The following is a 26,731-nucleotide window of genomic DNA, read 5'->3' as shown; positions in this document are numbered from 1 at the left end:
CTAGGAAGCCTGGGCAGTAAAACAAGTAGACGTTTTGAGCAGTTGCCCCAAAAGGAGGGGCAACTGTTGGGTGGCCTGGAGATTTAGATCGAGGTTGCCCTTGGGGAGTTGCGGATCACAATGGAGCCAAGCCGCTAGGTTTTGGGGATTAACCTGGTGGGGGTGGAGCACATCTACCAGACCTAATTGTTTTAAACGGGTCGCCCGGAGCCATTGTTCCTGACGGGGTTTGACCCGGGGAATAATCAAAGCGGGTTTCTGGAAGGAGAGAATTTCACAGGTGGTATTGTAGCCACCCATGGCGATCACCCGTTCGGCGGCGGCCATGAGGATCGTCGGTTCGGGACAGTAGGGCAGGGTTGTCAGATGGGGATTGTGCTGGGCGATCGCCCCTAGGGTCTGGCGCACGGACTCCGGCATAAAAGGCCCCGTGAGTAGTACCCCCGGCAGGTCTGCGGTGAAGGGAATTTGGGCAAAGGCGATCGCCAGGGTTTCCCCATCTTGACCGCCACCCACCGCACCGAGGACGAACCTGGCTGGTAAATCCCACGCTTTTAAGGTTTCTTGCCAGGGTTGCCCTAAATACTGGAGGCGATCGCATTGGTTAAAGTAGCCCAGAGTAACCATTTTTGCGATCACCTCTGGGGAAAAATCATATTCTTGCCGCAGATCATAAACCTGGGGATCACCGTAGATCCACACCGCATCATAGTAGCGACGAATTGCCGTTTCATTATCCGCCCGTTGCCAATCCCGTCGCACCGCTGCTGGGTCGTCCAACACATCCCGTAACCCTAAAATACAGTGCATCTGGGGCTGTTTACGGATATATTCCAGACTGGGATCAAGTTCCCGTTCCGCCCCCCGGGGGACATTATCCACGATAAAAACGTCGGGTTGGAACTGTTGGACTGCGTTTAAAATTAACTGCGATCGCAACCCAATGATTTCCCGTAAAGGCAAAGCTAAATGACGCGCCCGATAGGAACCATCACGATTTTTCTTCAGAGCAGGCAAACTTAAACAATCAATCCCCGCAGTGGCAAGCCCTTCGTTGCCATCACCCATGCCACTAATGAGCAAAATATCTAGGGGTAAAGCTGATCGTTGTAGGGTCTGCGCAATCAACAAATTACGCCGTTTGTGACCCAATCCCATGGTGTCGTGGGAATATAACGCGATACGGTGGCGGGGGTGTGGTTTCACAGGAATAGGGGCTTGGATAGAGATCCCTTGGGGCGATCGCCATTGAACATTCCGTTGTCGTTGGGCGGGTTCCATGGGCAAATACCTCTCCTTTGGGATCTGACCGCGACATTGATCGCCAAATCCTTGACGACTATGGATATCTTGACCTTCCTCCCTAAACCCCGGGTGAAGATTCCATGAGAAAACCTTCATATAAAAAGCCGAGATAATAGCGTGTCTCTTCGGCTGAGTTTCACTGGGGATTACTGTAGTTTAGGGAAAATGTAGTGTTAAAAACCGCTGAGAAATTCAAACATCCGTAGATAATGAATCAAGGGTGATCGTCAAACATTTCGACAAGCTGCATCAGTAAAATTTTGTGGCCACTACTTACCCCCAGCAGCCTGAGCTAATCGTTCCAGAATGCTCCAGTCCTTAACTTTTCTAGTTTTCCCTCACGGGAGGTTCATTCCATGTTTCTGAAAAAAGTTTCCCTGACGGTCTTGTCTTCTCTTCTCCTGCTCGCTGGTGCCTCGATACCTGTGAAAGCCCAAGTCTATGTCAATGGCGAATATATCCAGGGCGAAGATCTGATGATCCTTGAGTACCTTGCTGGCGGCTCGATTCCTGCGGGTAGTTACTGGCTTGACTACAATACCGGTGCGTGGGGCTATGCAGGAGATTACACGGTGCAAGGTTACCTTGGTGCTAGCAGTAATCATTACGATGGCAGCTATGGCAATAATTCTAGCGGCTATGATTCCTACTACAGCACTGGTGGGGCTGGGGGCTACGGCTCCTATGCCTCCGATGGTGACTGCGCCTATTTCTCATCGGGAGATATCTCAGTTTCTACCTGCTAAAGAGAAAGGGGGCGATCGCCACAGCGATGAACGTGAGCTAAACCGTTTTCCTTAGTGGCGATCTACTTACTCCTTGCTAAGACCTCTTTGTCCTCGGTAATAACCATTTCTTCGTCTCAAGGTACAGCTTTATGGTTACTAGTCACTCTCATCTATTTCCTGCTGGCAATAATCTAGCATTTTGGGAAATTCCAAAAGATCCTGGGTTGGTTAATGCTTTTGCCGCTTATCCAGTCTCTCCTATACAGCCTCCCAAGGTCGAAAAACACCCTAATTGGGATACTTCCACAGACATTGCTGTAATGGTTCTTCTTCTTGGTTTGATTATTACTTGTGTTTTAGTCCTTTGCTTTAACCAACCGAATGGACGTTGAGATTTCAGTCTCCACAATTTTTTAGATTGACTGAATAGCATTAATAGCTTTATCCGTTGCACTCTAATAGTGGCGGGAGATGCAAAATTACAGATTACGATGGCGGCTATGATTCCTACTCCAGCACTGGTGGGCCTGGGGGCTACGGCTCCTATGTCTCCGATGGTGACTGTGCCTATTTCTCATCGGGAGATATCTCAGTTTCTACCTGCTAAAGATAGAAGAGGCGATTGATAAAGTCAATCAAGTCTTTGATTGGCCCGCTAAATCTCCCCACTAAAGCTCCGGCAAGCTTGGAGAATACTAAGCAGTTTCCCCCCAGAATTGGGGGGCGAGGGGGCTTTATGAAACAACTCTTAAAACAAAGATCTAGAAAATAACCAGAACCGTTACAAAAAACAGCAAAAAAAAATCTTTCTTAGCAGGGATCAAAGGCGACTTTACAGAGTTTAAACCTTCCCTGCTTTTTGTCATACCATCTCCAATCCCATCAAGCTTCTCCCTACAATAAAACTGTTATGGGCTGTAAAAAATACTATTACCTTTATTCCCCATAAATACCCAATAACTTTAACAAGAAAAAAGTTGCTTTAGTCAGATTAATTCATAAAGACAACCCCGTGCTTTTGTTGCCCCTCAAAAAGTCTTCACCTTTACCACCAAAAGCCAATTCAGCCCCATTGACCACTACCAAGGAATTGAGATTATGGCTACCCCAAAAATTGCAACCCTCGATGCGAATGAAGCCGTCGCCAAAGTTGCCTACAAATTAAACGAAGTGATCGCCATTTATCCCATCACCCCCGCTTCACCGATGGGCGAATGGGCCGATGCTTGGGCCTCCCAAGGACAGCCAAATCTGTGGGGCACAGTGCCCAGCATCATCGAAATGCAGAGTGAAGGGGGAGCCGCCGGAGCCGTCCACGGTTCCCTGCAAACGGGTTCGTTAACCACCACTTTTACCGCTTCCCAAGGGCTGTTGTTGATGATCCCCAACCTCTACAAAATTGCAGGGGAACTCACCTCAGCGGTGATCCATGTTGCCGCGCGATCGCTCGCCGCCCAAGCCCTTTCTATTTTTGGCGATCACTCCGATGTGATGTCTGTGCGGGGGACGGGATTTGCCCTGTTGTCCTCCGCCTCGGTGCAGGAAGCCCACGATCTGGCCCTGATTGCCCAAGCGGCGACCATGAAAGCCCGTGTGCCCTTCATCCACTTTTTTGATGGGTTCCGCACCTCCCACGAGATTCAGAAAATCGAATTACTCGATGAATCTGTTTTACGGGAACTGATCGACGATGAAGATGTGTTTGCCCACCGTGCCCGCGCCTTAACCCCAGATAATCCCGTCATTCGTGGCACTGCCCAAAACCCCGATGTCTTTTTCCAAGCGCGGGAATCGGTGAATCCGTTCTATGAAAAATGCGGTGCCATTGTACAGGAAATGATGGATCGCTTTGGGGCACTGACAGGACGCGCCTACAAATTATTTGAATATGTGGGTGCGCCGGATGCGACGCGGGTAATTATGCTGATGGGTTCCGGTTGTGAAACCGTCCATGAAACGGTGGATTACCTCAACGCCCAAGGGGAAAAGGTGGGTGTGTTAAAAGTGCGGTTATATCGTCCCTTTGATGGATCAGCATTAATTGCGGCGTTACCGAAAACCGTCGAAAAAATTGCTGTGTTAGACCGAACGAAGGAACCCGGCGCAAACGGTGAACCGCTCTATTTAGATGTGATTTCCGCCTTAATGGAAAGTTGGGAAGGCGCGATGCCCAAGGTGGTTGGCGGACGGTATGGCTTGTCTTCCAAAGAGTTTAATCCGGCAATGGTGAAGGGGATTTTTGATGCTTTAAATCAAGCAAAACCCAAGAATCATTTTACGGTGGGCATTAATGATGATGTCAGCCACACATCCCTTGAGTATGATCCGAATTTTTCGACGGAACCGGACAGTGTCGTGCGGGCGATGTTCTATGGCTTGGGTTCCGATGGCACCGTGGGCGCGAATAAAAATTCGATCAAGATTATTGGCGAAGAAACAGATAATTATGCCCAAGGTTATTTTGTCTATGACTCGAAGAAATCGGGGGCAGTGACGGTTTCCCATCTGCGCTTTGGCCCGAATTTAATTCGCTCGACTTATTTAATTAATCAGGCGAATTTTGTCGGTTGTCACCAATGGTTATTCCTCGAAAAATTGGATGTGCTGAGTGGAGCAAAGGATGGGGCAACTTTTCTTTTAAACAGCCCCTATACAGCGGATCAAGTGTGGGATCAATTACCCCTTGAAGTCCAAGAACAAATTGTTCGTAAACATCTCAAATTTTATGTGATTAATGCGAATAAAGTTGCCCGTGAAAGTGGGATGGGGGGACGGATTAATACGGTGATGCAAACCTGTTTCTTTGCCCTCTCCGGTGTACTGCCCAAGGAAGAAGCCATTTCTAAAATTAAGGAATATATCAAGAAGACCTACGGCAAGAAAGGGGCGGATGTGGTCACCATGAATATTCAGGCGGTGGATAACACCTTGGCGAATTTATTTGCGGTGAATGTGGGTGAAGCCAATAGCCCGATCCATAAGCCTCCCGCCGTTTCCCCCAATGCGCCCGACTTTATGCGCAATGTCCAAGCACCGATGTTGATCAAAGAAGGCGATCGCCTGCCGGTGAGTTGTCTGCCCTGTGATGGTACTTACCCGACGGGAACCTCCAAATGGGAAAAACGTAACGTCGCCCAATTTATTCCAGAATGGGATCCAGAGGTTTGTATTCAATGCGGTAAATGTGTGATGGTGTGTCCCCACGCGACGATCCGCGCCAAAGTTTATGAACCTAATCTATTAGCAAATGCGCCAGAAAGTTTTAAAGCAATTGATGCGAAAGATAAGAATTTTTCGGGGCAGAAATTTACGATTCAAGTCGCTCCCGAAGACTGTACAGGCTGTGGCATTTGTGTGGATGTTTGTCCCGCGAAAAATAAGGCGCAACCGTCGAAAAAAGCGATCAATATGGTGGAACAATTGCCCCTGCGGGAACAGGAACGCACCAATTGGGATTACTTCCTCAGTTTGCCTTTACCGGAACGGCGGGAATTAAAACTGAATCAAATTCGTGAACAACAATTACAGGAGCCACTGTTTGAATTTTCGGGAGCCTGTGCCGGCTGTGGCGAAACCCCGTACATTAAATTGGTTTCCCAACTGTTCGGCGATCGCACGGTGATTGCCAATGCGACAGGTTGTTCCTCCATCTATGGCGGCAATTTACCGACAACCCCCTACACAAAAAATGCCGAAGGTCGGGGCATTGCTTGGTCAAATTCTCTGTTTGAAGATAATGCCGAATTCGGGTTAGGGTTCCGCCTTTCGATCGATAAACAAGCCCAATTTGCAGCGGAATTATTACAACGTTTAAGCGGTGAACTCGGTGATAATTTCGTCAGTGAATTATTAACTGCCCACCAAGCCGATGAAGCTGATATCTGGGAACAACGGCAACGGGTGCGCGAACTTAAAAATAAACTGGCAACCCTCGATTCTGCCGATGCCAAACAGTTAGCTTCCCTTGCGGATTATCTCGTGAAAAAATCTGTCTGGATCGTTGGCGGTGACGGTTGGGCCTATGACATTGGGTTTGGGGGTCTCGATCATGCGATCGCCAGCGGTAAAAACATCAATATTTTGGTGATGGATACCGAGGTTTATTCCAACACTGGCGGACAATCCTCCAAAGCCACACCCCGCGCTGCCGTCGCCAAATTCGCCGCCGGCGGGAAACCAGCCCCCAAAAAAGACCTTGGTTTAATCGCCATGACCTACGGCAATGTATATGTCGCCTCCGTTGCGATGGGAGCCAAAGACGAACACACCTTAAAAGCCTTCCTCGAAGCCGAAGCCTACGACGGGCCTTCCCTGATCATCGCCTATAGCCACTGCATCGCCCACGGCATCAACATGCAAACCGCCATGACCCACCAAAAAGAACTCGTCGAAAGCGGTCGCTGGCTCCTATACCGTTACAACCCCGACCTCAAAGCAGAGGGCAAAAACCCCTTGCAACTCGATAGCCGTACCCCCAAAGGCAGCGTCGAAAGCTCCATGTACAAAGAAAATCGCTTCAAGATGCTCACCATGACCAAACCCCAAGCAGCAAAAGAACTGCTCAAACAAGCTCAGAGTGATGTCGATACCCGTTGGCGAATGTACGAATACCTTGCCAACCGTCCCGAAGCCTGATCAATAAAAAGTCCCCCTTAACAAGCCGGAGCTTTAGTGAGGAGATTTAGGGGGATATAAAACCATTAATCTACCGGAGAACCACCATGGATTTAACCACACAATATCTAGGTCTGACTTTGCGATCGCCGTTAATTGTCGGAGCCGCCGCGCCCCTCACCGAAGATATCGACAACATTAAACTAATGGAAGATGCCGGAGCCGGAGCCGTCGTTTTACATTCCCTCTTTGAAGAACAAATCCGCAAAGAAAAACTCGAACTCCACCACCATTTCACCTACGGCACAGACTCCTTTGCCGAAGCCTTAAATTACTTCCCAGAAAATGCCTCTGATGTTTTCCATGTGGGCGTAGAAGCCTATTTAGAGCACATTCAAACGGCCAAATCGATGGTCAGAATGCCGATCATTGCTAGCCTTAACGGTTCCCACCAAGGGGAATGGGAGCATACGGCCAAACTAATGGAACAAGCCGGAGCCGATGCCATTGAATTAAACATTTACTACGTGCCGACAGATATCAATAAAAATGGTTCAGAAGTGGAATATGAATACATTCAAATTGTGCGGACGGTGCGGGAAAACTTAAATATTCCCGTTGCCGTTAAGCTGAGTCCGTTCTTTAGCAATATGGCAAATATGGCAAAACGTCTCGTCGATAATGGTGCAAATGGCTTGGTTTTATTTAATCGTTTTTATCAGCCGGACATTGATATTGAAGAACTAGAAGTGACCCCGAATTTAATCCTTAGTAGTCCGTTGGATATGCGTTTGCCGATGCGCTGGATTGCAATGCTCTATGGCCGCTTGGATGTGGATTTTGCGGCGACTAGCGGTATTCAACGGGGAACCGATGCGATCAAAATGTTAATGGCTGGGGCAAAAGTAACGGCTTTAGTGGCCACTTTATTACGCCACGGCATTCAACACATTGAAACCATGGAAACGGAAATGGTGCAGTGGCTCGAAGAACATGAATATCTATCTTTGGAGCAACTGCGGGGCAGCATGAGCCAGATTAATTGTCCCGATGAAAGTGCCTTTGAACGCGCCCAATACATGCGAGCGATTCAATCCTACCAACCAGAGCGACACACGCTTTGAGGTTAACTATTGCTGCAGGGCCTTGGCGATCGCCTTGAGAGCACGGGGGTCAGACAACATCCAAGGGTGTAAGGGCACGGGCAACTGCACCCCTGTGCCAATGGGGAGCTTAGTGCTCTTGGCTGGGAGAATCATTAAATCAAAGGGTGTCCATAACCAGGTAACCTTCACGGGTTCTAGGGCCGTGGCCACATCACGGTTCAAATCCTGGAGCAACTCACTATCCGGGCGCATTTGACGAATCCCAGGAAAGGGCAAACCATAGGCCGATAACGTGCCATTATTGGGGGCTGAAATACTCACATAGCGTTCTACCCGTCGATTGCCACCGAGCCGTTGCAAATAGTAGCGGGTCACAATGCCTCCCATACTAAATCCCACGAGATCAAACCGTTGGGTCGCGCCAAAATGTTGGTGCACATAGGCTTCAATTTGACTGGCCAAAACGGGCAGTGCTTGACGGCCATCATTGGGTTGTAAATCAAGGGCATGAATTTCCCAACCTTGCTGACTAAGGTAGCGGGTTAAAGGTTTAAACACGGTGTGGCGGTCTAAAAAACCGTGGATTAACAACACCGGATTTGGGGAGTGAGTCATGGTTTATTGAAAAATCCTGAGAATCTTGATTACAATTTTATTAAGAACTTTTACAAAATTTGGTTATGTCTCACCCTAGCTTAGCGACACTTTCCCAACAACTCGAAAGTGACAACTCCAAGGATCGCATGGTCGCCCTTGCCCAATTGCGGGATGTAGCCCCCCTAGAAGCGATGCCTCTCATTAAAAAAGTATTAGATGATGAGGTGCTCCAAATTCGCTCGATGGCGGTTTTTGCCCTAGGAATTAAGCAGACAGAAGAGTCTTATCCAATTTTGATTAAGCTGTTAGAAACTGATGCAGATTATGGCATTCGGGCCGATGCGGCGGGCGCTTTAGGGTATCTCCAGGATGAGCGGGCCTTAAAACCGTTGTTACGGGCTTTTTATGAAGATACATCTTGGTTAGTGCGCTTTAGTGCGGCGGTTTCTCTGGGGAATCTTGGTCGTCCGGAAGCAAAAGATGCCCTGATCCAAGCCCTCGATAGTGGGGAAGCGATTTTAGAACAAGCCGCGATCGCTGCCCTGGGAGAAATTGGCGCAGTGGAGACTGTGGATCGTCTTGTGACCTTTGTTTCCTCAGAAAATTGGCTGGTGCGACAACGGCTCGCAGAAGCCCTGGGCGTACTCCCCTGCGAGAAAAGTCTGGCGGCGGTCAAGTTCCTCGTCAAAGATGATCATCCCCAAGTGCGGGAAGCAGCCCAATATAGCCTCGACAGACTTAGTAATAGTAATTCGTAACGCGTGCGCGGCAAAATTTTACTCACCTCCTTTCGGCCCTGGCTGGAACATCACACCTCCAATGCCTCGGATGATCTCCTCTGTCAACTCAAGGCGAGGCCGCTAGCTTTTGCGGATTTTTTATTTCTGCACCATCTGCCCGTGGAAACGGCGATCGCCTCTGCAAAAACCCTCCAAGCCATTGCCGCTTATCAGCCGGATCTGGTGCTCTGCTGTGGCATGGCCGAAAAACGTGATCGCCTCACAGTGGAATCCCAAGCGTTTTATCAGGGACAGCAGTTACAAACACGCTTGGATCTGCAGGCGCTCACGGCTCCCCTAGAATTTACAGAGATTAGCCACGATGCCGGCAAATTTGTCTGTGAAGGGCTATATTTTCAAGTGTTAAAGCATCTCCAGCGGCAACAATCCCCAACGCGGGCCCTATTTCTCCATGTGCCCCTAATCACGGCGGCCAATCGACGGTTAATCCTGCGGGATGTTGAAACCATGCTCCACTGGCTGCTGCCCAATGTTCTGGCTTGCCCCACTGACCCATGACTGTCCCCAAGACCCCAAACCCGAAGACGTTAAAACGTATCCGCACCCTCAGTAAGCTACTCGACAGTGCGATCGCCATTCCGGGGACAAAGTACAAAATCGGCCTCGATCCGATCATCGGTTTGGTGCCAGCGGTGGGGGATTACCTGAGCTTGATTCTCTCTGGCTACCTGATTTTCGAGGCGGCCAAACTGGGAGCCAAACAGGATACCCTCGTCAAAATGGCCCTCAATCTTCTTGTTGATAGCGTTGTCGGTACGGTGCCCGTGGCAGGGGATCTCTTTGATGTGGCCTGGAAAGCCAACGAAGCAAATTTAAAGCTTTTAGAACAGGATTTGCCCGATCAGACTGACCTAGACAATGCACCCATTGACTGGCGTCCTCTGATTTTAATTTTGGGGGCGATCGCCTTGGTGATTCTTTTGGGCGGTTTGCTGACCCTGTGGTTGCTGAAGGTCATTTTTAACGCCTTGGTTTAGATCGCAATTTGGGTGACGGCAATATTTCCCGAAAAACACACATCCACATCGGTACCCGCAGCCCGGGGACGATCGGGGTAGGAGCCGACATAATGGAACTGTTGATCCCGTGCTTCGTAGCGGACCTGCATCGGGTCGGTACTGCGCTCACAGAAAATAATTTCTGGGTCAGAGGCCGCCGTTAAATGGGGAAAATTCACGTTCCAAAAATGCTTTTCTGGCAATTCTTGGGTCAATAATTTCGCCAACAGTTTCCCCGTCCAGTGGGTGACAAGATCCCAGTCGATTTCCAAAGGCCGCTGGATGAAATGGGAAAAGGCGATCGCCCGCTTCCCAAGGATTGTTGCCTCCCGCACCGCCGCTACTGTTCCCGAAGTGTAAATATCCACGCCGAGGTTTCCCCCCGCATTCACCCCCGACAGCACCCAATCTGCATCCGCCGCAAACTGCGTGAGACCCAAGCGCGTACAATCTGCCGGTGTGCCCGCCACGGCATAGGCATTATCTGTCCGTTGCTCGACGGGGATGGGGGCATAAACCGTAAACCGATGGCCGCATTCAGACATTTGCGTTTGGGGTGCCACCGTCACCACTTCCTTGGCATGGGGGGCGATCGCCTTTTGCAAGGTCGCAATCCCAGGGGCATCAATCCCATCATCATTCGTTAGTAAAACGCGCATTACGATCCCAAATAAGCCTCTAAAACCTGTTCATTACACTGGATCTCTGCCGGTGTCCCATCCGCCAAATTACTCCCCTCTGCCAGCACCCAGATGTGATTACACAAGGACATGATCACATCCATATTGTGCTCAATAATTAAAAAGGAAATCCCTTGCTGGTTCCAGCGGATAATGTGGTCACAAATTTGATTGATGAGGGTGGGATTAACCCCCGCCGCCGGCTCATCCAACAAAATTAACTGGGGATCGCTCATCAAAGCCCTGGCCATTTCCAGGAGTTTGCGTTGTCCCCCCGATAGGGCCCCAGCATAATCCTGGGCTTTTTCGACTAGGCCGACGGATTCTAAAATGGCGATCGCCTTTTCCCGATTTGCCTTTTCTTGGCGACGAATTTTTCCCTGCTGCCATACCCGCAGGAAGTTTTCTCCGGTTTGCTGTTGGGCTGCCAGCAGCATATTGTCGAGTACCGATAACCGCGACAGCACCCGTGCCACTTGGAATGTGCGCACAAAGCCCCGCGCCGCAATCTGATGGGACGGTAAATGCTGCACTTCCTGGCCGTTAAAAATGACCTTCCCCTGATCCGGCGTAATAAAATTCGAGAGCAAATTGAACAACGTCGTTTTGCCCGCACCATTGGGGCCAATCAAACCCGTAATTTGTCCACGGGGCACAGTAATCGAAGCATTTTGCACCGCACGGATGCCACCGAAACTTTTATGGAGACCTGATGCTTGCAGCAAAGGAGATGGTTCACTCATGGTTGCCGGGATAGGGAGTCGCCCTATATCCTAGCGGTCTCTGGGATGGGACGCTAGGGTGTAATCGGTTCTTCGTCGGCAAATTGCGGCTCTTCGTTAAGGATACCGACGCGGTTAAAGGGCCAAAAGCGAATAAAGGCTTTCCCCACAAGCTTTTCGCGGGGGACAAACCCCCAATAGTGGGAGTCATAGCTGTTGTTGCGGTTATCGCCGAGGACGAGGTAATGATCCTCTGGAATCGTCACGGGGCCGTAATCATATTCTGGGGCTTCGTTGATGTAGTCCTCTTCGAGGGCTTCCCCGTTAATAAAAACGGTGCCGCCACTGACTTGTACGGTATCGCCGGGAATCCCAATGACGCGCTTAATAAAGGCATCTTTGTAGTTTTGCTGCTGGAGAATTTCTGTCGGGTTAAACACCACCACATCGCCCCGTTGGGGGTTTTTGAAATGGTAGCTGATTTTTTCGATGATTAGGCGATCGTTCACTTCTAGGGTGGGCAGCATCGACTCGGAGGGAATGTAGCGGGCCTCAGCGACGAAGGTGCGGATCCCAATGGCCAAAATACCAGCGGTCACAAGGGTTTTAATGGTCTCTACCCAGGGGTTTTCTTCGTGCTGTTGTTCCGTTCCGCTGGGTTTTTTGGTTGGTTCAACGGGAGATTGAGAGTTTTCGGGCATTATCGGTTCGCGCAGAAGTGACTAAAAAAATTACCGGGCAAAGCATAGGACGTCTTTAGCCTCGTCTTTGTGCCTACCCATACAACCAATGTTACTGTTTCTTTATTGTATGCTTTTTCACAGAACATTGGAATTTGCAATAAAGATTTTTTCAAAAAACAATCTTTATCCTGCAATATTCTAGAATATTTTTAGGATTTCAAAAAATAATTGAATGGCAAAAGTGTTAATTTTTAAGTACGACTTTGAATTTTAAAAAATTAGTTAAAAGACAAATATCAATGCCTCTAAATCGAACACGTCAAAAGGAAATTTTGGAAAAGCTCGCAAGTCATTATCCTTACCCATGCCAAGATGTATTTAAAGAATTTGACTATGACAGTGAACTCATTCAATTTTGCTATTTACAAGAACATGGGTTGATAGAATACCATAAGATTGGTGTTAATCCAATTAGTTTATACAAAATAAAAATCACAGCGAAAGGACTAGATTTCTTAGAGGACGACGGAGGATTATCCGAAATCTTGGGGACTATAACAATCAAACTTCATAATGAAACTATCCAAAATTTATTGATGAGCAAAGTCATTGATTCTGATTTGCCTGAAGAAGATAAGAATCGGCTTTCTCGTCAAATAAAGACTATTTCGGAAGAAGGATTAAAAACTGTGACGCGTTCCCTTATTCAGCAAGGATTAAATCACATACCAGATGTCGTGAGTTGGTTGGAAAAATTCTTACCTTAGTAATCTTAAATTTTTTAAGCTACAGAGCCCCGCTTGCGAGTTTCTTTGTAAGAGACGCCGACGTTTGTTAAGCCTGCCTTGAGGAGTTGCTGTTCGAGGAGCGCAAAAAAACGGGCGCGATCGCCACCCCGGATCACGGCTTGATTATGGGCTTCGGCGATCGCCACGGGATACCCAAACCCCTTTTGCACTTGGCCCAGGACAATTCCGAGGCTTTGATCGAGGAGTTGAGAATCTTCAGCGACCCAGCGGGGCATCTCGATCCGGGCCACCTCCGTCCCCACATGGAGATAACAAAAACAAACCTGATCCGCTTCTGGATACTGATTTAAGATGCGGGCCTGACTGAGCCAAAGCCCACTGCGATCGCCGGGTTGCAACAGTTGCTCAAAGAGGGTGCTATCCCGCAACGGTTCAATGGTTTGACAGGGGAGGGTGTCGCGAAATTCCGGTTTGCGTTCCTTGGTTTCGCCGTCGAGGCAATGGGTTTGACAATCGGGTTTGTCGTGGGGGCAAGCCTGGAGCCGCAGAAAATGGACGGCCTCCACACTGCGGGTTGAACTAATGTAGCCAATTAGCGGAATCCGGGTTTCCCGGAGTTGTTGCCAAGCCCCCAGGAGGGGTTCCAAAATCTGTTGGCGGGCTTCGGCGGGCAAATTTTCTAAAAACCAATAGACCAGAGAGCCGTCCACCATCGCCACGTTGGGAATATGGCCGTGGGCACCAGGGGGCAATACCCACTTACAGGCCATCTCAGCGAGCACTTCGGCTTCGGAGGCGGTGCGGCGATAACCCAGCCATTCATCGGTGCGGATCCCCCATTTGCGGGAGGTGTAGAGATCTTCACTGCGATAAAAAATTTCCGGCAGATGATCCAGCAACGGGTGCAAGCTTTGGCCGTAGTGGAGCATCACCCGACCAATATTAATCAAATAACAATAGGCAATTTCGTGGTGGGATGGGGCAATCTGGGAGCCATCTGTGGCAAAAACCGTGTGGGCTTGGGAAGGGGGAGAAATGGGAATGCGGGTCTCTAGGGGTTCGAGGGGAATGCCATGGTTAAAAATGAGGCGATCGCCCCAGGTATTTTGGTGGGCCTGGAGGGTCTGGAAATCTGCCTGGGCTTCCTGGAGCAGAGAAATTCCCCGCTCGATTCGTTCGCGCCCCGTGGCGGCCTGTTCCTGGAGGTGCGCCCCCATATCTGGCAGTTGTCCCGCAAGTTTAATTAGATCTAACATTCCCTCAAGTTTCGCCCCTATCCCACCAGGCGATCGCCCCTAAATTTAAGCGCAATTTAGCCGAAAAAGCAGGGTTTTAGTAACGGATCGTCAGGGTTACAGAAGCATTCACCGTCTGTTCACCCCCTTCCACGGGAGAAGGTGCCGCACTTTCGAGGGCCATGGTCCGCACCGCATCCATGGTCTTAAAAATGGGTGTTGGTGGGGCCGCGCCATTGACCTGAATTTGGACAATTTCCTGGGGACTTAGACCCAAGGCAGTGAGGACAGTTTGGGCCTGGGTGCGTGCATCCTGAGCGGCTTCGGCGAGGGCGGTTTTTTCGGCTTCAGCGAGGGCGGCATCGGTGGCCCGGAAGGAAATCCCATCAATGCGGGTCGCTCCGGCTTTTACGGCTTCATCCATCAGGCTCCCGGCTTGGGCAGTGGGCACCTCAAAGCTCACAGTGTTGGTAGCTAGGTAACCGATGAGACGGCGATCGCCATTGTTGTAGTCATATTCCGGCTGGAGATTAATCCCCGTGGTGGTGAGCTTGGCGACATTTTTGGACTTGAGAAAATCCACCACCTGATTACTGCGCTTGGCAATATCAGCCTGGACTTGGGTTGCCGTCGCCCCCCGCACCTCAACCCCAAGGCGTACCTCAGAAAGACTGGTGGCAATGGCTTCTTCGCCGCGCCCCGTGACGGTGATCGTGCGCAATAGTTCTTCGGCGATCGCCCCGGAGGTTCCCCCCAAGAACAACATTCCTGCCAATAACGGGACAAACAATTTTTTCAGTTTCATTTTTTTCATACTCCTACACACAGGTGCGAGATCACAAGGACAATTGTGTTTGACGATCGAGAAATTTCTTGGTCCATCAAATTCACATTTTTTAATATTAAACAGTCCCTGGAATCTTGCCTTGACTGTAGTTTACGGCCTGCATCAGTCTCAAGGTTTTTTGTTACAAAAAAAGAAACCTTTTCACCGTCCCTCGGCTTTTCTCCCATACTTTAGGCAACTTATTTTTTGCTTAGTGAGGGAGGATTTTTAATGCCCTTCAGTGATGCCCGTGATTATCAAATCGCCATTCTGACGACGTTTCTTCTGCTGGGAGTTTACACGCGGGATTGGACGTTACATTTAACCTGGGTTTTGGTGGCGATCGCCACTTGTATTGCGACCCAATGGAGCCTTAGTGCTTGGCAAGCCTACCGTTGCCGGAAAGAAACCCCTGTACAATGGCCACCGCTACTCATTTCCGGGGCGCGGAGTGCGGTGATTACCGGCCTGGGCCTTTCTCTGCTCCTGCGGGTAAATCATCCCCTCGTTTTAGTGGGGGCAGCGGTCGGGGCGATCGCCAGCAAATTTTTATTTCGTTACCAAGAAAAACATTTTTTCAACCCCGCCAATTTTGGCATCATTATGGCTCTCCTATGGACAGATGGGGCTTGGGTTTCTCCCGGTCAATGGGGCACTGATTGGTGGTATTTATTGCTGTTTTTTAGTGCCGCTGGCCTCGTGCTCAACCGCGTTGGCCGTTGGGATACTTCTATCGCTTTTCTCGCGAGTTATGGCGGTTTAGAAATTCTCCGTAACTTTTGGCTGGGTTGGAGTTGGGATGTGGTTGCCCATCAGTTAACCAGTGGTTCGTTGCTGCTCTTTGCGTTTTTTATGCTGACGGATCCACGCTCAATTCCCAATGGGAAACAGGGACGAATTTTTTGGGCCATTAGTATTGCCCTGCTGACCTTTGTTTTACAACATGGCCTTTATAGTTCAATGGCAATTTTTTGGGCGTTATTCTGTCTGGCGCCTAGCACCATTGTGATCGATAAAATTTGGCGATCACCCCGGTTCCAGTGGCAAGAAAAAGCTCAACCGAAGGCCTCCTCTAGCAATGTTTCCCTGAACCTACAAACTCGCCCCGTTATCTAAGGAAAATCATGTTTAAAACGATCTTGCAATATGTGCGCGGCCTCGCCATTACCTGCATTGGTTTACTGCTGCTGACGCAACCCGCCTGGGCTTTCTGTGGTTTTTACGTCGCCAAAGCCGATACCGAGCTCTATAACCAAGCATCCCAAGTAATTATTGCCCGGGATGGCGATCGCACTGTTCTCACCATGGCTAATGACTACGAAGGAGAAGTCTCAGATTTTGCCCTGGTGGTGCCCGTCCCCGTCGTTCTCAAAGAAGAACAAGTTCACATTGGGGAAGCGAGTATCATCAAACGCCTCGATGACTTTAGCGCCCCCCGCCTCGTGGAATATTTTGACGAAAATCCCTGTGCTGTAAGGAGATTTGATGATGGTTTTGGGCTCCTGCAAAATGCGGCGCCACCAATGCCCATGGCCGCAGAATCCATGCGCGAAACAGCAGCCGATCTCGGCGTCACCATCGAGGAACAATTTAGCGTCGGCGAATACGACATCCTCATTCTCAGTGCCAAAGAATCCGATGGCCTCGAAACTTGGTTACGCCAAAACGATTATCAACTACCCCAGGGGGCCAGTGAGTTACTACGACCTTACATCCGGAACAAACTGAAATTCTTTGTGGCCAAGGTCAACCTCGAAGAATTTGACCGGAGCGGTGTGAATCAATTACGTCCCTTAATGATGGCCTTCGAGTCTCCGAAGTACATGCTGCCGATTCGCTTGGGAATGATGAACGCCCAGCAAGCTCAGGATCTAATTGTCTATATCCTTTCCCCCAAGGGCCAGGCGGAAGTCACCAACTATCGCACGGTGAAAATTCCCTCAAATGTAGAAATCCCTGAGTTTGTAGAAGCGGAATTTGGTGATTTTTATACCACCATGTTCGAGCAAGATTACCAGCGCCAGGGCCGGGATGATATTTTCCTAGAATATGCCTGGGACATGAGCAGTTGTGATCCCTGTTCTGCCCCCAATCTAACGAAGGCAGAGCTTAAACAGGCCGGAGTCTTTTGGGATGAAGATCAATATCTACCGAGGGTCTTTATCACCAGACTCCATGTGCGTTATGGCCGCGACAAGTTTCCGGAAGATCTCCGTTTCCAAGAAACAGCTAATCGTCAGTTTTTCCAAGGACGCTATGTGATTCGCCATCCTTACCGTGGGGAAATGACTTGTAGTGCGGCCCAGGATTACCGACGTCAAACCTACCAACGCCAGGAAGCGGAGGTACAAACCCTGGCGAAGTTAACGGGTTGGGAGCCAGCCGACATTCGCCGCAAGGTTGATTTTATCGAAACCAACGGCCCAACGCCGACGAATGATACTTGGTGGGATTCTATTTGGTAACGGGATAGGAGCAATCTAAACCCGAAAAGGCTGGGGCGATCGCCAAATGGGCATTACAAAAACATGGCCCCTTGGTGGTCCCCAGGCCCCCGCAAAAAATCTTTACAATAGAGTTAAGTTTTTCACCCCAAAATTGCGCCATGTCCTCCACCCCATCCTGGAAAATTAAATTGCTCTATGACGGCCAATGTCCCCTTTGTCTGCGGGAAGTCAACTTTTTGCGGCGCAAGGATAATGGTCGCGGTTTAATTTGCTTTGTGGATGTCGCCGCCGATGATTACGACCCTAGCCGCCACGGTGGCGTAACTTTCCAGACTGCCATGGAGCGGATTCATGGTGTTTTACCCGACGGCACAGTGCTCCAAAATGTGGCGGTTTTTCGGTCTGTTTACGAAGTTCTGGGAATGGGCTGGGTCTACGGCATCACGGAAATTCCTGGTATTGGGCAATTGGCCGACTGGGTTTATGGCATCTGGGCAAAATATCGTCTCCAACTGACGGGCCGCCCCGATTTAATCACTCTGATCCAAAACCGGGAAGCACGACAAACCTGTAGTGTTGGCGATCGCTGTCGTCTCGAAACGTCAGTAACGGAAACCTAAAACTCTTTCTCTGAAGGCGATCCGCCGAGGAAAGGCTTAGTTTTTAACGTCAGACATCGTAGCTCATAAGCTGTTCGACGGGCACAAAGACTTCCCGGGGCAGAAGGATAGACCGTTCACGAAAGCTGACAAATCCCTGGAGCGTTTTGGGATTCACCGAAACCCCAGTGACATATTGGGAGCGCACGGGATGAACAGCAACATATTGGTTATAGATCTGCTGGGCAGCTCGCAACACGCTGGGTTCAATTAACATGGGAGGCTGACTCCTTGGGGAACAGAATCTCCCCTTAAGATTACGTCTAGTTTACTCGACAAATCAAGTTGACAATAAGAACGATGACAGGCCATTGTTTTGGGAATTTCTAAGAGTAGAATAAAGAATGAACAAAACCTAAAAGAACGTGCAGCGTCAGGGAGGTCTTATTATGACAGTCTTAACGAAAACCCCCCAGGAAATCGCCCACATGGACGAAACGGATGTGGCTCAACTCGCCGCACGATTAGAACAGGACGATTATGGGACTCCCTTTGAAGCCCTCCAGGATTGGCACTTGTTGCGGGCGATCGCCTTTCAGCGGCAAGAGTTAGTCGAACCCTACTGGCACCTGTTGGACATCGAAGCCTACGACGAATCATAGATGCTCAACGGAAAAAAGATTGTCGTCGGCATTAGTGGGGGCATTGCCGCCTACAAAGTTTGTGAAGTCATTTCCCAACTGTTCCAGGCTGGGGCAGAGGTGCGGGTCGTCCTGACGGATTCGGCCCAACGTTTTATCACGCCCCTCACGGTCGCTACCCTCAGCCGCCACCCGGCCTACACCGACGAAGATTTTTGGGATAGCCATCGACCCCGCCCGGTGCATATCGACCTGGGGGAATGGGCGGATTTGATTTTGCTGGCTCCGCTGACCGCAAATACTTTAGCCAAGGTGAGCTTGGGCCTTGCGGATACGCTATTGACGAATATTATTTTGGCGTCCACTTGCCCGGTGCTGGTTGCGCCTGCAATGAATACGGACATGTGGCAACAGCTATCGGTACAGTCCAATTGGCGGCGACTCCAACAGGATCAGCGGTATCACATCCTCGATCCAAATAGTGGTTTGTTGGCCTGCGATCGCCAGGGAAAAGGGCGCATGGCAGAACCCGTGCAAATTATTAAAGCAGTGCAAGCCCTGATCCACAGTCGCGGCCAAGCGGATCTAGTAGGCAAAAAAATTCTTATCAGTGCCGGGGGAACCCGGGAGCATTTCGACCCAGTGCGTTTCATTGGTAATCCTTCGACGGGAAAAATGGGGTTGGCGATCGCCGAGGCAGCGGCCTACCGGGGGGCGACTATCACCCTTGTTCACGGGCCAATCGAAAGCCGTTTGTTAGAAAATTTGCCCAACATTAAGCGGTTTCCGGTCACCAGCGCGGCCGAAATGGAAAAAGCCATGCTGTTTCAGGCGGATCAGTTTGATTGGCTCATTCTATGTGCGGCGGTCGGTGATGTGCGTCCCATGGTAAATTATGACCATAAGCTCGCTAAAGCAGAACTGCCGGAAAATCTTGCTCTCGAAGAAATCCCTGATATCGCCGCTCAACTGGGGCAACGGAAGCGCCCCGACCAAAAACTGATTGGCTTTGCGGCTCAAACGGGAGAAATTACCGCCCCAGCCCTCGCTAAACTGCAACGGAAAAACCTCGATGCGATCGCCGCCAATGCCATTGATCAAGCCAATTCTGGTTTTGCCAGTGAAACAAACCAACTGATTTTCCTTGATAAAGAGGGCCGCAAAGCCACTATTCCCCAGGCCAGCAAGTTGGCGATCGCTCATCATCTACTAGACTTTATCAAGCAACTTTAAACAAAAATTCCTGTCCCCTGTAATGAATGCCCTTTCCTTTCCCACTTGGATTGTCCACATTTCCAGCGTTCTAGAGTGGATTCTGGCCATTTGGTTGATCCAAACCTACGGTAATTTAATCCAAGACAAAAGCTGGTCGGCCCTGGCCTGGGGCATGCTACCGTCTCTTGTGAGTGCGATGTGTGCCTGCACTTGGCACTTTTTCGACAATGCTCCCAGCCTCGAATGGCTCGTTACCATCCAAGCCGCCCTGACCCTCGTCGGAAATTGCACCCTCTGTCTAGGAGCCTGGTGGATTTGGCGATCGCCTGGCCCTAAAGAATCCACTGATTAGAAGTTCACAAACACTTCCGGTGTCCAACTGCCATGTAAACCGTAGGGAATATGCTGCTTTAAATGTAGGGTCGCCAAAGGTCGAGCAAAATTTTGCGCATCAAAAATCACCACATCCGAACGGTGCCTGGTCGAATCATAGACCATTAGTAAAACCCAACCCTCATCCTCCGCAACGCCCCCAGGACGGGGTACAAAAATTGGTTCTCCCGTAAATCCAGTTGGCGCAAAGGAATAAAATTGGGAATCCTCCCCTTGGTGATCCACTTTCCAAACCGCCTGCAAAGGTGCATTACCTGTTTTGGCATGGGTCGCCCCGATATAAGCATAGCGATAGTCTCGTCCTACCAGTTTTGGATGCACCACCGGAAACTCACAGCAGCGGGTATCCAATAGTGCTCGCGTCACCTTTTTTGTCGCCAAATCCAAGGTAAAGCGCCACAACTGACCTGGATCTAACGCATCAAAATCAACGTTTTTATAATCCACATCCGCCTGCACCTGGGGAATCGACTGATAACAGACCGAATCCACAATAATCTGATTATCTCGCTCAAAGGCATTGGCATGGTGAAATACAAAGCCCGCCTCCGCCTCTAAGGTTTGCACATCATCTCGCGCCGGATCCCTCGGAATGACGATCATCTGTGTTGGTTTATCCGCCTCAAACTTGACACATTCACCAGCTCCCTTAAACCCAAAAACATAGGGCAAAGGATTAAATTTCACCGATGCCTGGAAAAAAATCACATAATTCGGCGTAATCACAAAGTCATGGATAAAGGCAAATCCCTTGGCCTCATGTTCGCGGTAGCGCAGCAACTCCCCTGTCGGACTCAATTCATAGATCACCAATCGCGTCGGCAGACCTGGTTTTACCGCAAAATTCACTAAACAAGATTGTCCTCCATCCCAAATGCTAGCTGGATCAATGCGTGGATGGGCCGAAAAACTATCCCCAGGCTTGAGCGTCTCTCCTAAATAATCCAGGCCACACGTTTCTAAGTTTTCTGGATTTAAGCGATGGGGTTCTGCTGCTTCCCAGAGCGCTAATAATTTTTTCCCCCAGTAGATCACATTGGTATTGGCAATATTTTTGAGCCTGAGGTCAAATACATTGTTGAAGAAGCCCCCTAATTTCTGCGTGCCAAATACCCCTCGATACAAAGGCTTCCTTGCTTTTTGCTCAGCGACGAACCCTGCTGTCTGCACAAAGCGATTCTGGAAATAGGCTCGCCCTTCCTGAAAGGTAACTGAGCAAATCATTCCATCACCATCAAAGGGATGCTTAATCGGTGTGCCACCAATGTCTAAGAGCCCAGGCCCGTTGCGAAACAAGGTTCCCATCAGTTCGACAGGGATCTCCCCTTCAACGTCAGTAACTTCATAGGCTAGCTCCTGTCGCTGGGATTCATAGCCTTTTTGCCACGCGGCTTGGTGATAGGAAAGCTGTTCTGTTGCGGAAACCATAGGGGCAATCTGTTACGTTAACTTTTGTAAAGTTTAACATTTCCTGTTTCTATCCTTGCCGCTGATAGATATGCAACTTTTCCAACCCTGGGAGTTCTAGATAGTCCGATTGAATAAAATCATCTAATCTTGCTTGGGCCGTGGAATCACGTAAATAATCCTGGAGACTAGCGCCAATAATCAAAACAGGTTTTTTTGCGAAAATCTTATCAATTTCTTGGGAAACAGTGGCTTCCTGTCCATACCAACTTTCCAGAAGAAATCGCTTATTAATATTGCTGGGATGGGTGACCAATGGGGTGATTGGGGTCCAGCCAGCAAACCAATAGGCTAAGTGTCCTCTAGTTAGCCAAATGTTGCCATTTAGGGGGCCATGCTCTACTAAATATTGCTTGACTGTTATCGATGTTCCGTGGAGACAACTAGGACTATTGAGGCAATAAGAGCCTGTTTTGAAATACTGCAAGGAAAAGTGTACGAGTAAGACAGAAAGAATAACCGCCACGAGTTGTTTTTTGAAATTGTCTTTACGATCTAAAAAATTGGCGATCGCCGGGGCAGCAAGTAAAGAAAATATAGGCAAGAATTGAATAATATAATGTTTATAAAAAACACTCGTTCTTAAAATCGAAAATTCTATAGACAAACAAAACAAAATCCCAATTATGTAGAATCTTTTTTTAAAAAAATCTAGCTTTTGTTCTTGTCTCTGTACCTGAATGAGCTGCGAAAATGCAAAAAAAAGTGTTGGGCCAAAGACGGCACTAAAAGCAATGGATATCGTCATCACAAAAATATCTGCAACAAAACCCAATTGATTTACAATAACATTCAAAAAATCGCTTTGTTGTGAATAATTTAAAGATGCTTTAATTAAACCAATATTTAATGCCTCTAAGTTGCCAGTAACGAAGTAAGGAAGCAAGATAACCAACATACCTCCCAAATTCCCCAGAGCAAAACAGATGCCTGGCAATAAAACTAGTTTATAGTTAGGAAAGCCACTTTTAATGGATATAAATAAGATATAAAATCCTACAAATAAGCCAAGATAAGCAAGGTTTAGCCGGATCATAATCGCTAATCCCATGCATAGGCCACTTGCTGCTAAGGCAGGTTTATTTTTTGGACAAAAGAGAATCAATGCAAAGCTAAGCATCATCGGTATTAAAGCTAGATGCTCAGACATAATAGACTGCCCCCCTGGATTTAAGTTAATCAAAAAAATGACTAATATCCCAGAGATAAGTCCTGTCGTTTTATTCCAGATTCTCTTGGCAATCTCATAATTAATAAAACCAATAAGTGCAACAATTATTGCTCCTAAAAAGCGTAAAAATACAAACGAGTGTTGTGCCAACCAAATGATACTTGCAAAAATATACCAATGTAATGGTGGCTTGACGTCTAATAGAGCTGTATACGGTAAGTGACCATCCAGTACAGATTGACCTAATAAAATAAAAGTTGATTCGTCCCAATCAATATCGGTTTCAAAAAAATAGGGTAAACGAGTTAATATGGCGACGGTTAATACAAAAAAAAAGGAGCGAAAATCTGTCTATTTAATTCTATTCTTTCTGCTAATTTATTGGCCATATTTGATTAATTAACTAGACACTTAAAGTGCTTTATTTGTTTTTAGAAAACAGTGAAAAATTCAAAAAAAATATCAATCCCTAATAAATAAGCAACAAATTTGTTTCGTTTTTTATTCATATACAAACTCTTTCTATGGGATGATTCATTATTTCTATAGCAAGAGTGATCTTCTATTGATTTAGGACTTTAACGCCGTCCGGAGACTTCCTTGATGGACTTTTAATAAACTTTCTGCTTCCTCAAAACCAATATTTTTCCAATGCATAAGGAGGGCGACTTTGACGCGGCGATGGGATTTTTCAAGGAGAATTGCTGCCTCCTCGCGATTCAAATCTGTTAGGTCCTGGAGGATGCGAAGCGCTCGGTCATGGAGTTTATGGTTAGTTACAGCTACGTCAATCATGCGATTGCCATAAACTTTACCGAGCTTGACCATTACGCTGGTTGAGAGAATATTTAAGGCCATTTTGGTGACGGTTCCGGCCTTAAGACGAGTAGATCCGGCTAAGATTTCGGGGCCAGTCAGCAGACGAATATCCACATCGGCAGCAAAGGGCACTTGATCGGCAGGAACGCAACTAATGAAAATGGTTTTGGCACCCCGCTGTTGGGCGGCAGTTAATGCTCCTTGGACGTAGGGGGTTGTTCCACCAGCGGTAATGCCGACGACCACATCTAATTCGGTGATTTGGCGTTGGGCGATCGCCTTTTTACCATCTTCGGCCCGGTCTTCAAGATCTTCTGAACTGCGCACGAGGGCACCGGCTCCTCCGGCAATAATCCCTTGAACCAGTTCCGGGGGGGTGCAGAAAGTGGGCGGACATTCCGCTGCGTCTAAAACACCGAGGCGGCCACTGGTGCCAGCTCCCACATAAAATAGACGTCCTCCCTGTTGGAGGGCTTCGCTGGTGATTTCGATGGCCTGGGCAAGTGCTTTGCGGGCATTGGCGATCGCCTCTAGGGTTTTTTGATCTTCTTGGTTAAAGAGATCGACCAATTCCAAAGCCGACATTTGATCTAAATTTTGGCTCTGGGGGTTGACCTGTTCTGTGAGTAAATGGCCACGACTTTCGTAGGAATTCAAGGAATCGCCCTCGCACTAACGCATGAGAAATAAACAAAGTTAACCATTTACTGTCCGAAGAAATCAACCACCTGAACTTTTGTCCATTTGCACTTATGCCGTTGGAGAAATTCCTGGTGGTTGGGGTGAGGCCCATAGGTATCAAGGGCTGCATTGCTTTCTAATTGCACATACAAAGCCAACTGATAATCCTTAATGTGGACATCACGATCTGCCCGGGCTTTTAATCCCAGGTCAACTTTTAAAACGCCAGGAATCGCCCCCAAAAGACTCAGGCCATCTTCAATAATGGTTTGAGTTTCGGCAGTCCCTGTTGAAGCTGCCAATTCAAACAGAACAATATGGTGTACGGAATTTGCCATGGTTTTTGTCGTTGTTATCAAGTTAATTACAGGTTTTTCAACCTAGGACAGAGAAATGGACATCTCCGTGCTTTGGTTATCTAGATCAGGGATTGGTTGGGACTTGTGATTGCCCGCCGCTTGAATAAACCCGAAAAAGAGGGGGTGGGGGTGATTGGGACGGGATTGAAATTCGGGGTGGAACTGGGTCGCAATAAAAAATGGGTGGTCAGCGTATTCAATAATTTCCACCAAACGACCATCGGGGGAAGTGCCACTCACCTGATAGCCTGTTTCTAAAAATAGACTCCGGTAAGCATTGTTGAATTCGTAGCGATGACGGTGACGCTCGTAGATCACCTCTTGGCCATAGAGTTGATAGGTCAGGGTATCGGGGGTGAGCCGACAAGGGTATAAGCCCAAGCGCATGGTGCCCCCGAGATCCACCACATCCCGCTGTTCTGGCAGGAGGTTAATCACGGGATTCTTCGCCTCTGGGTTAAATTCGGCGCTGTGGGCATCTTCTAATTTGGCAACATTCCGGGCCCATTCGATCACTGAAGATTGCATCCCGAGACAAAGGCCGAGGAAAGGAATTTGATTGATGCGGGCATATTCAATGGCGGCCACTTTCCCATCAACGCCCCGTAAGCCAAATCCTCCGGGAACGACAATCCCCGCCATGTCTGCGAGGTACATGGCCGCGCCGTGTGCTTCGATATCTTCGGCGTTGACCCAATGGAGTTTGATGTCCATGTCATTGGCGATCGCCGCATGGCCGAGGGATTCCACTACGGACAAATAGGCATCATTGAGCTGGACATATTTGCCGACAATGGCAATATCCATATGGCGGTTCGGGTGCTTCATCCGTTCGACAAGGTTTTGCCACTGCTCTAAATTCGGTTGCCGGGGTTCCATCCGCAGCAGTTTGAGGGTTTGTTCTGCCAAGCCTTCCCGTTCCAGCATCAGGGGCACTTCATAAATGCTGCTGGCATCCTGGGAGGTAATCACCTGTTCTTCTGGGACATTACAGAACTCCGAAATTTTTTCCCGTTGGCCCTGGGGTAGGGGGCGATCGCAACGGCACACAAGCACATCCGGTTGAATCCCGATAGAGCGCAGTTCCTTAACAGAGTGTTGGGTGGGCTTGGTTTTCATTTCTCCTGCCGACGGAATCCAGGGGATTAAGGTCACGTGCATATATAAAACATTGTCCCGACCAGCCTCTTTGCGGAACTGACGAATCGCTTCTAGGAACGGTAAAGATTCAATATCGCCGACGGTACCGCCAATTTCTGTGATCACAAAATCAGGATTGGTATTCTCCGCGACGCGAAAAATTCGTTCTTTGATTTCGTTGGTAATGTGGGGAATCACCTGAACCGTTCCCCCTTGGTAATCGCCCCGTCGCTCTTTATTAATCACCGCTTGGTAAATGGAACCGGTGGTCACACTGTTGAGGCGAGACATAGAGGTATCGGTAAATCGTTCGTAGTGGCCGAGGTCGAGATCCGTTTCTGCGCCATCTTCCGTGACGAACACTTCCCCATGCTGGAACGGGCTCATGGTGCCGGGATCGACGTTAATATAAGGATCAAGTTTTAGGATCGATACCGAATAGTCGCGAGACTTCAGCAAACGCCCCAAACTTGCTGCCACAATGCCTTTCCCGATGCTGGAGACCACACCACCGGTGACAAAGATAAATTTAGACATTAACCGATACCCGTTCCGTTCACAATGTTTTTAACCTGTTCATTTTGCCATACTCCTTTCGACAGACAGAGGAAATTTGCTGGCAGAGGCTGAACCCATGTTGAGTTGTATTGTATTTTCTTTCGTGAAAATCTGTGTATCTTACCCGAAAAATTCCGGCGGCGATCGCCAAACTAAGGCATTTTAAAAATGTCAACTCAGCTGCTTTTACATAGCGAA

At 48.7% G+C, this 26,731-nt stretch carries 26 protein-coding genes; 13 read left to right on the top strand and 13 right to left on the bottom strand.

All coding sequences use genetic code 11. From position 1 onward, the window contains the following. Entirely contained in the window at positions 1-1,281 is a 1,281-nt protein-coding gene (locus tag AWQ21_RS07345) for a glycosyltransferase family protein (RefSeq protein WP_065713970.1), read from the bottom strand. A 380-nt stretch (positions 1,282-1,661) separates the two neighbouring features. Here AWQ21_RS07345 and AWQ21_RS07340 point away from each other — a divergent pair, with 380 nt between their 5' ends. From AWQ21_RS07340 to AWQ21_RS07330, 3 genes are all read left to right on the top strand, one after another. After that, complete coding sequence (locus AWQ21_RS07340; protein WP_065713969.1) at positions 1,662-2,051, top strand: hypothetical protein; 390 nt, start codon at positions 1,662-1,664, stop codon at positions 2,049-2,051. A 1,080-nt stretch (positions 2,052-3,131) separates the two neighbouring features. Beyond that, the gene (gene nifJ, locus AWQ21_RS07335; protein ID WP_065713968.1) at positions 3,132-6,668 is read left to right on the top strand and encodes a pyruvate:ferredoxin (flavodoxin) oxidoreductase; all 3,537 of its coding nucleotides are present in this window, start codon (positions 3,132-3,134) and stop codon (positions 6,666-6,668) included. An 86-nt stretch (positions 6,669-6,754) separates the two neighbouring features. Next, on the top strand, positions 6,755-7,771 hold the full coding sequence (locus AWQ21_RS07330; RefSeq protein WP_065713967.1) for a dihydroorotate dehydrogenase-like protein: 1,017 nt from the start codon (positions 6,755-6,757) through the stop codon (positions 7,769-7,771). A 6-nt stretch (positions 7,772-7,777) separates the two neighbouring features. On the opposite strand, the gene AWQ21_RS07325 is transcribed toward AWQ21_RS07330, so the two are convergent. Beyond that, positions 7,778-8,368, bottom strand: a complete 591-nt coding sequence (locus AWQ21_RS07325) for a triacylglycerol lipase (RefSeq protein WP_065713966.1) — start codon at positions 8,366-8,368, stop codon at positions 7,778-7,780. Between the two features lie 65 nt (positions 8,369-8,433). Here AWQ21_RS07325 and AWQ21_RS07320 point away from each other — a divergent pair, with 65 nt between their 5' ends. The 3 genes from AWQ21_RS07320 to AWQ21_RS07310 are packed head-to-tail and all read left to right on the top strand — an operon-like array spanning position 8,434 to position 10,127. After that, the gene (locus AWQ21_RS07320) at positions 8,434-9,108 is read left to right on the top strand and encodes a HEAT repeat domain-containing protein (protein ID WP_065713965.1); all 675 of its coding nucleotides are present in this window, start codon (positions 8,434-8,436) and stop codon (positions 9,106-9,108) included. Positions 9,109-9,111: 3 nt separating this feature from the next. Beyond that, positions 9,112-9,648 carry a peptidase C15 gene (locus tag AWQ21_RS07315; RefSeq protein ID WP_065713964.1) on the top strand — a complete coding sequence of 179 codons (537 nt, stop codon included), beginning with the start codon at positions 9,112-9,114 and terminating at the stop codon, positions 9,646-9,648. Further along, positions 9,645-10,127, top strand: a complete 483-nt coding sequence (locus AWQ21_RS07310) for a DUF4112 domain-containing protein (RefSeq protein ID WP_065713963.1) — start codon at positions 9,645-9,647, stop codon at positions 10,125-10,127. Before AWQ21_RS07315 ends, AWQ21_RS07310 begins: the two co-directional genes overlap by 4 nt. Here AWQ21_RS07310 and surE read toward each other — a convergent pair. The 3 genes from surE to lepB are packed head-to-tail and all read right to left on the bottom strand — an operon-like array spanning position 10,124 to position 12,251. After that, positions 10,124-10,807: a 5'/3'-nucleotidase SurE gene (gene surE / locus AWQ21_RS07305; RefSeq protein WP_065713962.1), complete on the bottom strand. Its 684-nt coding sequence runs from the start codon at positions 10,805-10,807 to the stop codon at positions 10,124-10,126. The genes AWQ21_RS07310 and surE overlap by 4 nt on opposite strands. After that, positions 10,807-11,571, bottom strand: coding sequence for an ABC transporter ATP-binding protein (locus AWQ21_RS07300; RefSeq protein ID WP_065713961.1), 765 nt, complete (start codon positions 11,569-11,571; stop codon positions 10,807-10,809). The genes surE and AWQ21_RS07300 overlap by 1 nt, the downstream gene beginning before the upstream one ends. 53 nt (positions 11,572-11,624) lie before the next feature. After that, positions 11,625-12,251, bottom strand: a complete 627-nt coding sequence (gene lepB, locus AWQ21_RS07295) for a signal peptidase I (protein WP_065713960.1) — start codon at positions 12,249-12,251, stop codon at positions 11,625-11,627. Positions 12,252-12,496: 245 nt separating this feature from the next. On the opposite strand from lepB, the gene AWQ21_RS07290 reads away from it, so the two are divergent. Beyond that, the gene (locus tag AWQ21_RS07290) at positions 12,497-13,000 is read left to right on the top strand and encodes a hypothetical protein (RefSeq protein ID WP_157094713.1); all 504 of its coding nucleotides are present in this window, start codon (positions 12,497-12,499) and stop codon (positions 12,998-13,000) included. A gap of 14 nt (positions 13,001-13,014) precedes the next feature. Here the strand turns inward: AWQ21_RS07290 and AWQ21_RS07285 are convergent, their stop codons facing one another. Both AWQ21_RS07285 and AWQ21_RS07280 read right to left on the bottom strand, forming a co-directional pair. Beyond that, positions 13,015-14,238: a DNA double-strand break repair nuclease NurA gene (locus AWQ21_RS07285; RefSeq protein WP_065713958.1), complete on the bottom strand. Its 1,224-nt coding sequence runs from the start codon at positions 14,236-14,238 to the stop codon at positions 13,015-13,017. 76 nt (positions 14,239-14,314) lie between these two features. After that, complete coding sequence (locus AWQ21_RS07280; RefSeq protein WP_232314900.1) at positions 14,315-15,022, bottom strand: SIMPL domain-containing protein; 708 nt, start codon at positions 15,020-15,022, stop codon at positions 14,315-14,317. 252 nt (positions 15,023-15,274) lie between these two features. Between AWQ21_RS07280 and AWQ21_RS07270 the strand changes: the two genes are divergently transcribed. The 3 genes from AWQ21_RS07270 (at position 15,275) to AWQ21_RS07260 (ending at position 18,110) form a co-directional block, all read left to right on the top strand. Continuing rightward, positions 15,275-16,159 carry an RnfABCDGE type electron transport complex subunit D gene (locus tag AWQ21_RS07270; protein WP_065713955.1) on the top strand — a complete coding sequence of 295 codons (885 nt, stop codon included), beginning with the start codon at positions 15,275-15,277 and terminating at the stop codon, positions 16,157-16,159. Between the two features lie 8 nt (positions 16,160-16,167). After that, positions 16,168-17,508, top strand: coding sequence for a DUF2330 domain-containing protein (locus AWQ21_RS07265; protein ID WP_065713954.1), 1,341 nt, complete (start codon positions 16,168-16,170; stop codon positions 17,506-17,508). 140 nt (positions 17,509-17,648) lie between these two features. Further along, on the top strand, positions 17,649-18,110 hold the full coding sequence (locus AWQ21_RS07260) for a thiol-disulfide oxidoreductase DCC family protein (RefSeq protein ID WP_065713953.1): 462 nt from the start codon (positions 17,649-17,651) through the stop codon (positions 18,108-18,110). A gap of 49 nt (positions 18,111-18,159) precedes the next feature. Here AWQ21_RS07260 and AWQ21_RS07255 read toward each other — a convergent pair whose 3' ends face one another. Beyond that, on the bottom strand, positions 18,160-18,366 hold the full coding sequence (locus tag AWQ21_RS07255) for a hypothetical protein (protein WP_012307043.1): 207 nt from the start codon (positions 18,364-18,366) through the stop codon (positions 18,160-18,162). A gap of 172 nt (positions 18,367-18,538) precedes the next feature. Here AWQ21_RS07255 and AWQ21_RS07250 point away from each other — a divergent pair, with 172 nt between their 5' ends. From AWQ21_RS07250 to AWQ21_RS07240, 3 genes are read left to right on the top strand one after another with little or no spacing between them, the layout of a single operon-like run. Beyond that, complete coding sequence (locus tag AWQ21_RS07250) at positions 18,539-18,751, top strand: DUF2555 domain-containing protein (protein WP_012307042.1); 213 nt, start codon at positions 18,539-18,541, stop codon at positions 18,749-18,751. Further along, positions 18,752-19,963, top strand: a complete 1,212-nt coding sequence (gene coaBC / locus AWQ21_RS07245) for a bifunctional phosphopantothenoylcysteine decarboxylase/phosphopantothenate--cysteine ligase CoaBC (protein ID WP_065713952.1) — start codon at positions 18,752-18,754, stop codon at positions 19,961-19,963. A gap of 22 nt (positions 19,964-19,985) precedes the next feature. Beyond that, positions 19,986-20,297, top strand: coding sequence for a DUF2499 domain-containing protein (locus AWQ21_RS07240; protein WP_065713951.1), 312 nt, complete (start codon positions 19,986-19,988; stop codon positions 20,295-20,297). Here AWQ21_RS07240 and AWQ21_RS07235 read toward each other — a convergent pair. From AWQ21_RS07235 to AWQ21_RS07210, 5 genes are all read right to left on the bottom strand, one after another. Further along, positions 20,294-21,766 (bottom strand): carotenoid oxygenase family protein, encoded by a 1,473-nt coding sequence (locus tag AWQ21_RS07235; protein WP_065713950.1) that lies wholly within the window; start codon positions 21,764-21,766, stop codon positions 20,294-20,296. The genes AWQ21_RS07240 and AWQ21_RS07235 overlap by 4 nt on opposite strands. Before the next feature lie 49 nt (positions 21,767-21,815). Next, a complete protein-coding gene (locus AWQ21_RS07230; RefSeq protein WP_315862262.1) occupies positions 21,816-23,207 on the bottom strand; it encodes a glycosyltransferase family 39 protein in 1,392 nt (463 codons plus the stop codon). Between the two features lie 339 nt (positions 23,208-23,546). Next, positions 23,547-24,452: an N-acetylmuramic acid 6-phosphate etherase gene (gene murQ / locus AWQ21_RS07220; protein WP_065713947.1), complete on the bottom strand. Its 906-nt coding sequence runs from the start codon at positions 24,450-24,452 to the stop codon at positions 23,547-23,549. A gap of 47 nt (positions 24,453-24,499) precedes the next feature. Beyond that, entirely contained in the window at positions 24,500-24,814 is a 315-nt protein-coding gene (locus AWQ21_RS07215) for a Dabb family protein (protein ID WP_065713946.1), read from the bottom strand. Positions 24,815-24,856: 42 nt separating this feature from the next. Continuing rightward, the gene (locus AWQ21_RS07210) at positions 24,857-26,512 is read right to left on the bottom strand and encodes a CTP synthase (RefSeq protein WP_065713945.1); all 1,656 of its coding nucleotides are present in this window, start codon (positions 26,510-26,512) and stop codon (positions 24,857-24,859) included. Between the last annotated feature and the right edge of the window lie 219 nt (positions 26,513-26,731).

This window comes from Picosynechococcus sp. PCC 7003 (genome assembly GCF_001693255.1).
Classification (GTDB): Bacteria; Cyanobacteriota; Cyanobacteriia; order Cyanobacteriales; family MRBY01; genus MRBY01.
This window is presented reverse-complemented; position numbering and strand designations above follow the sequence as displayed.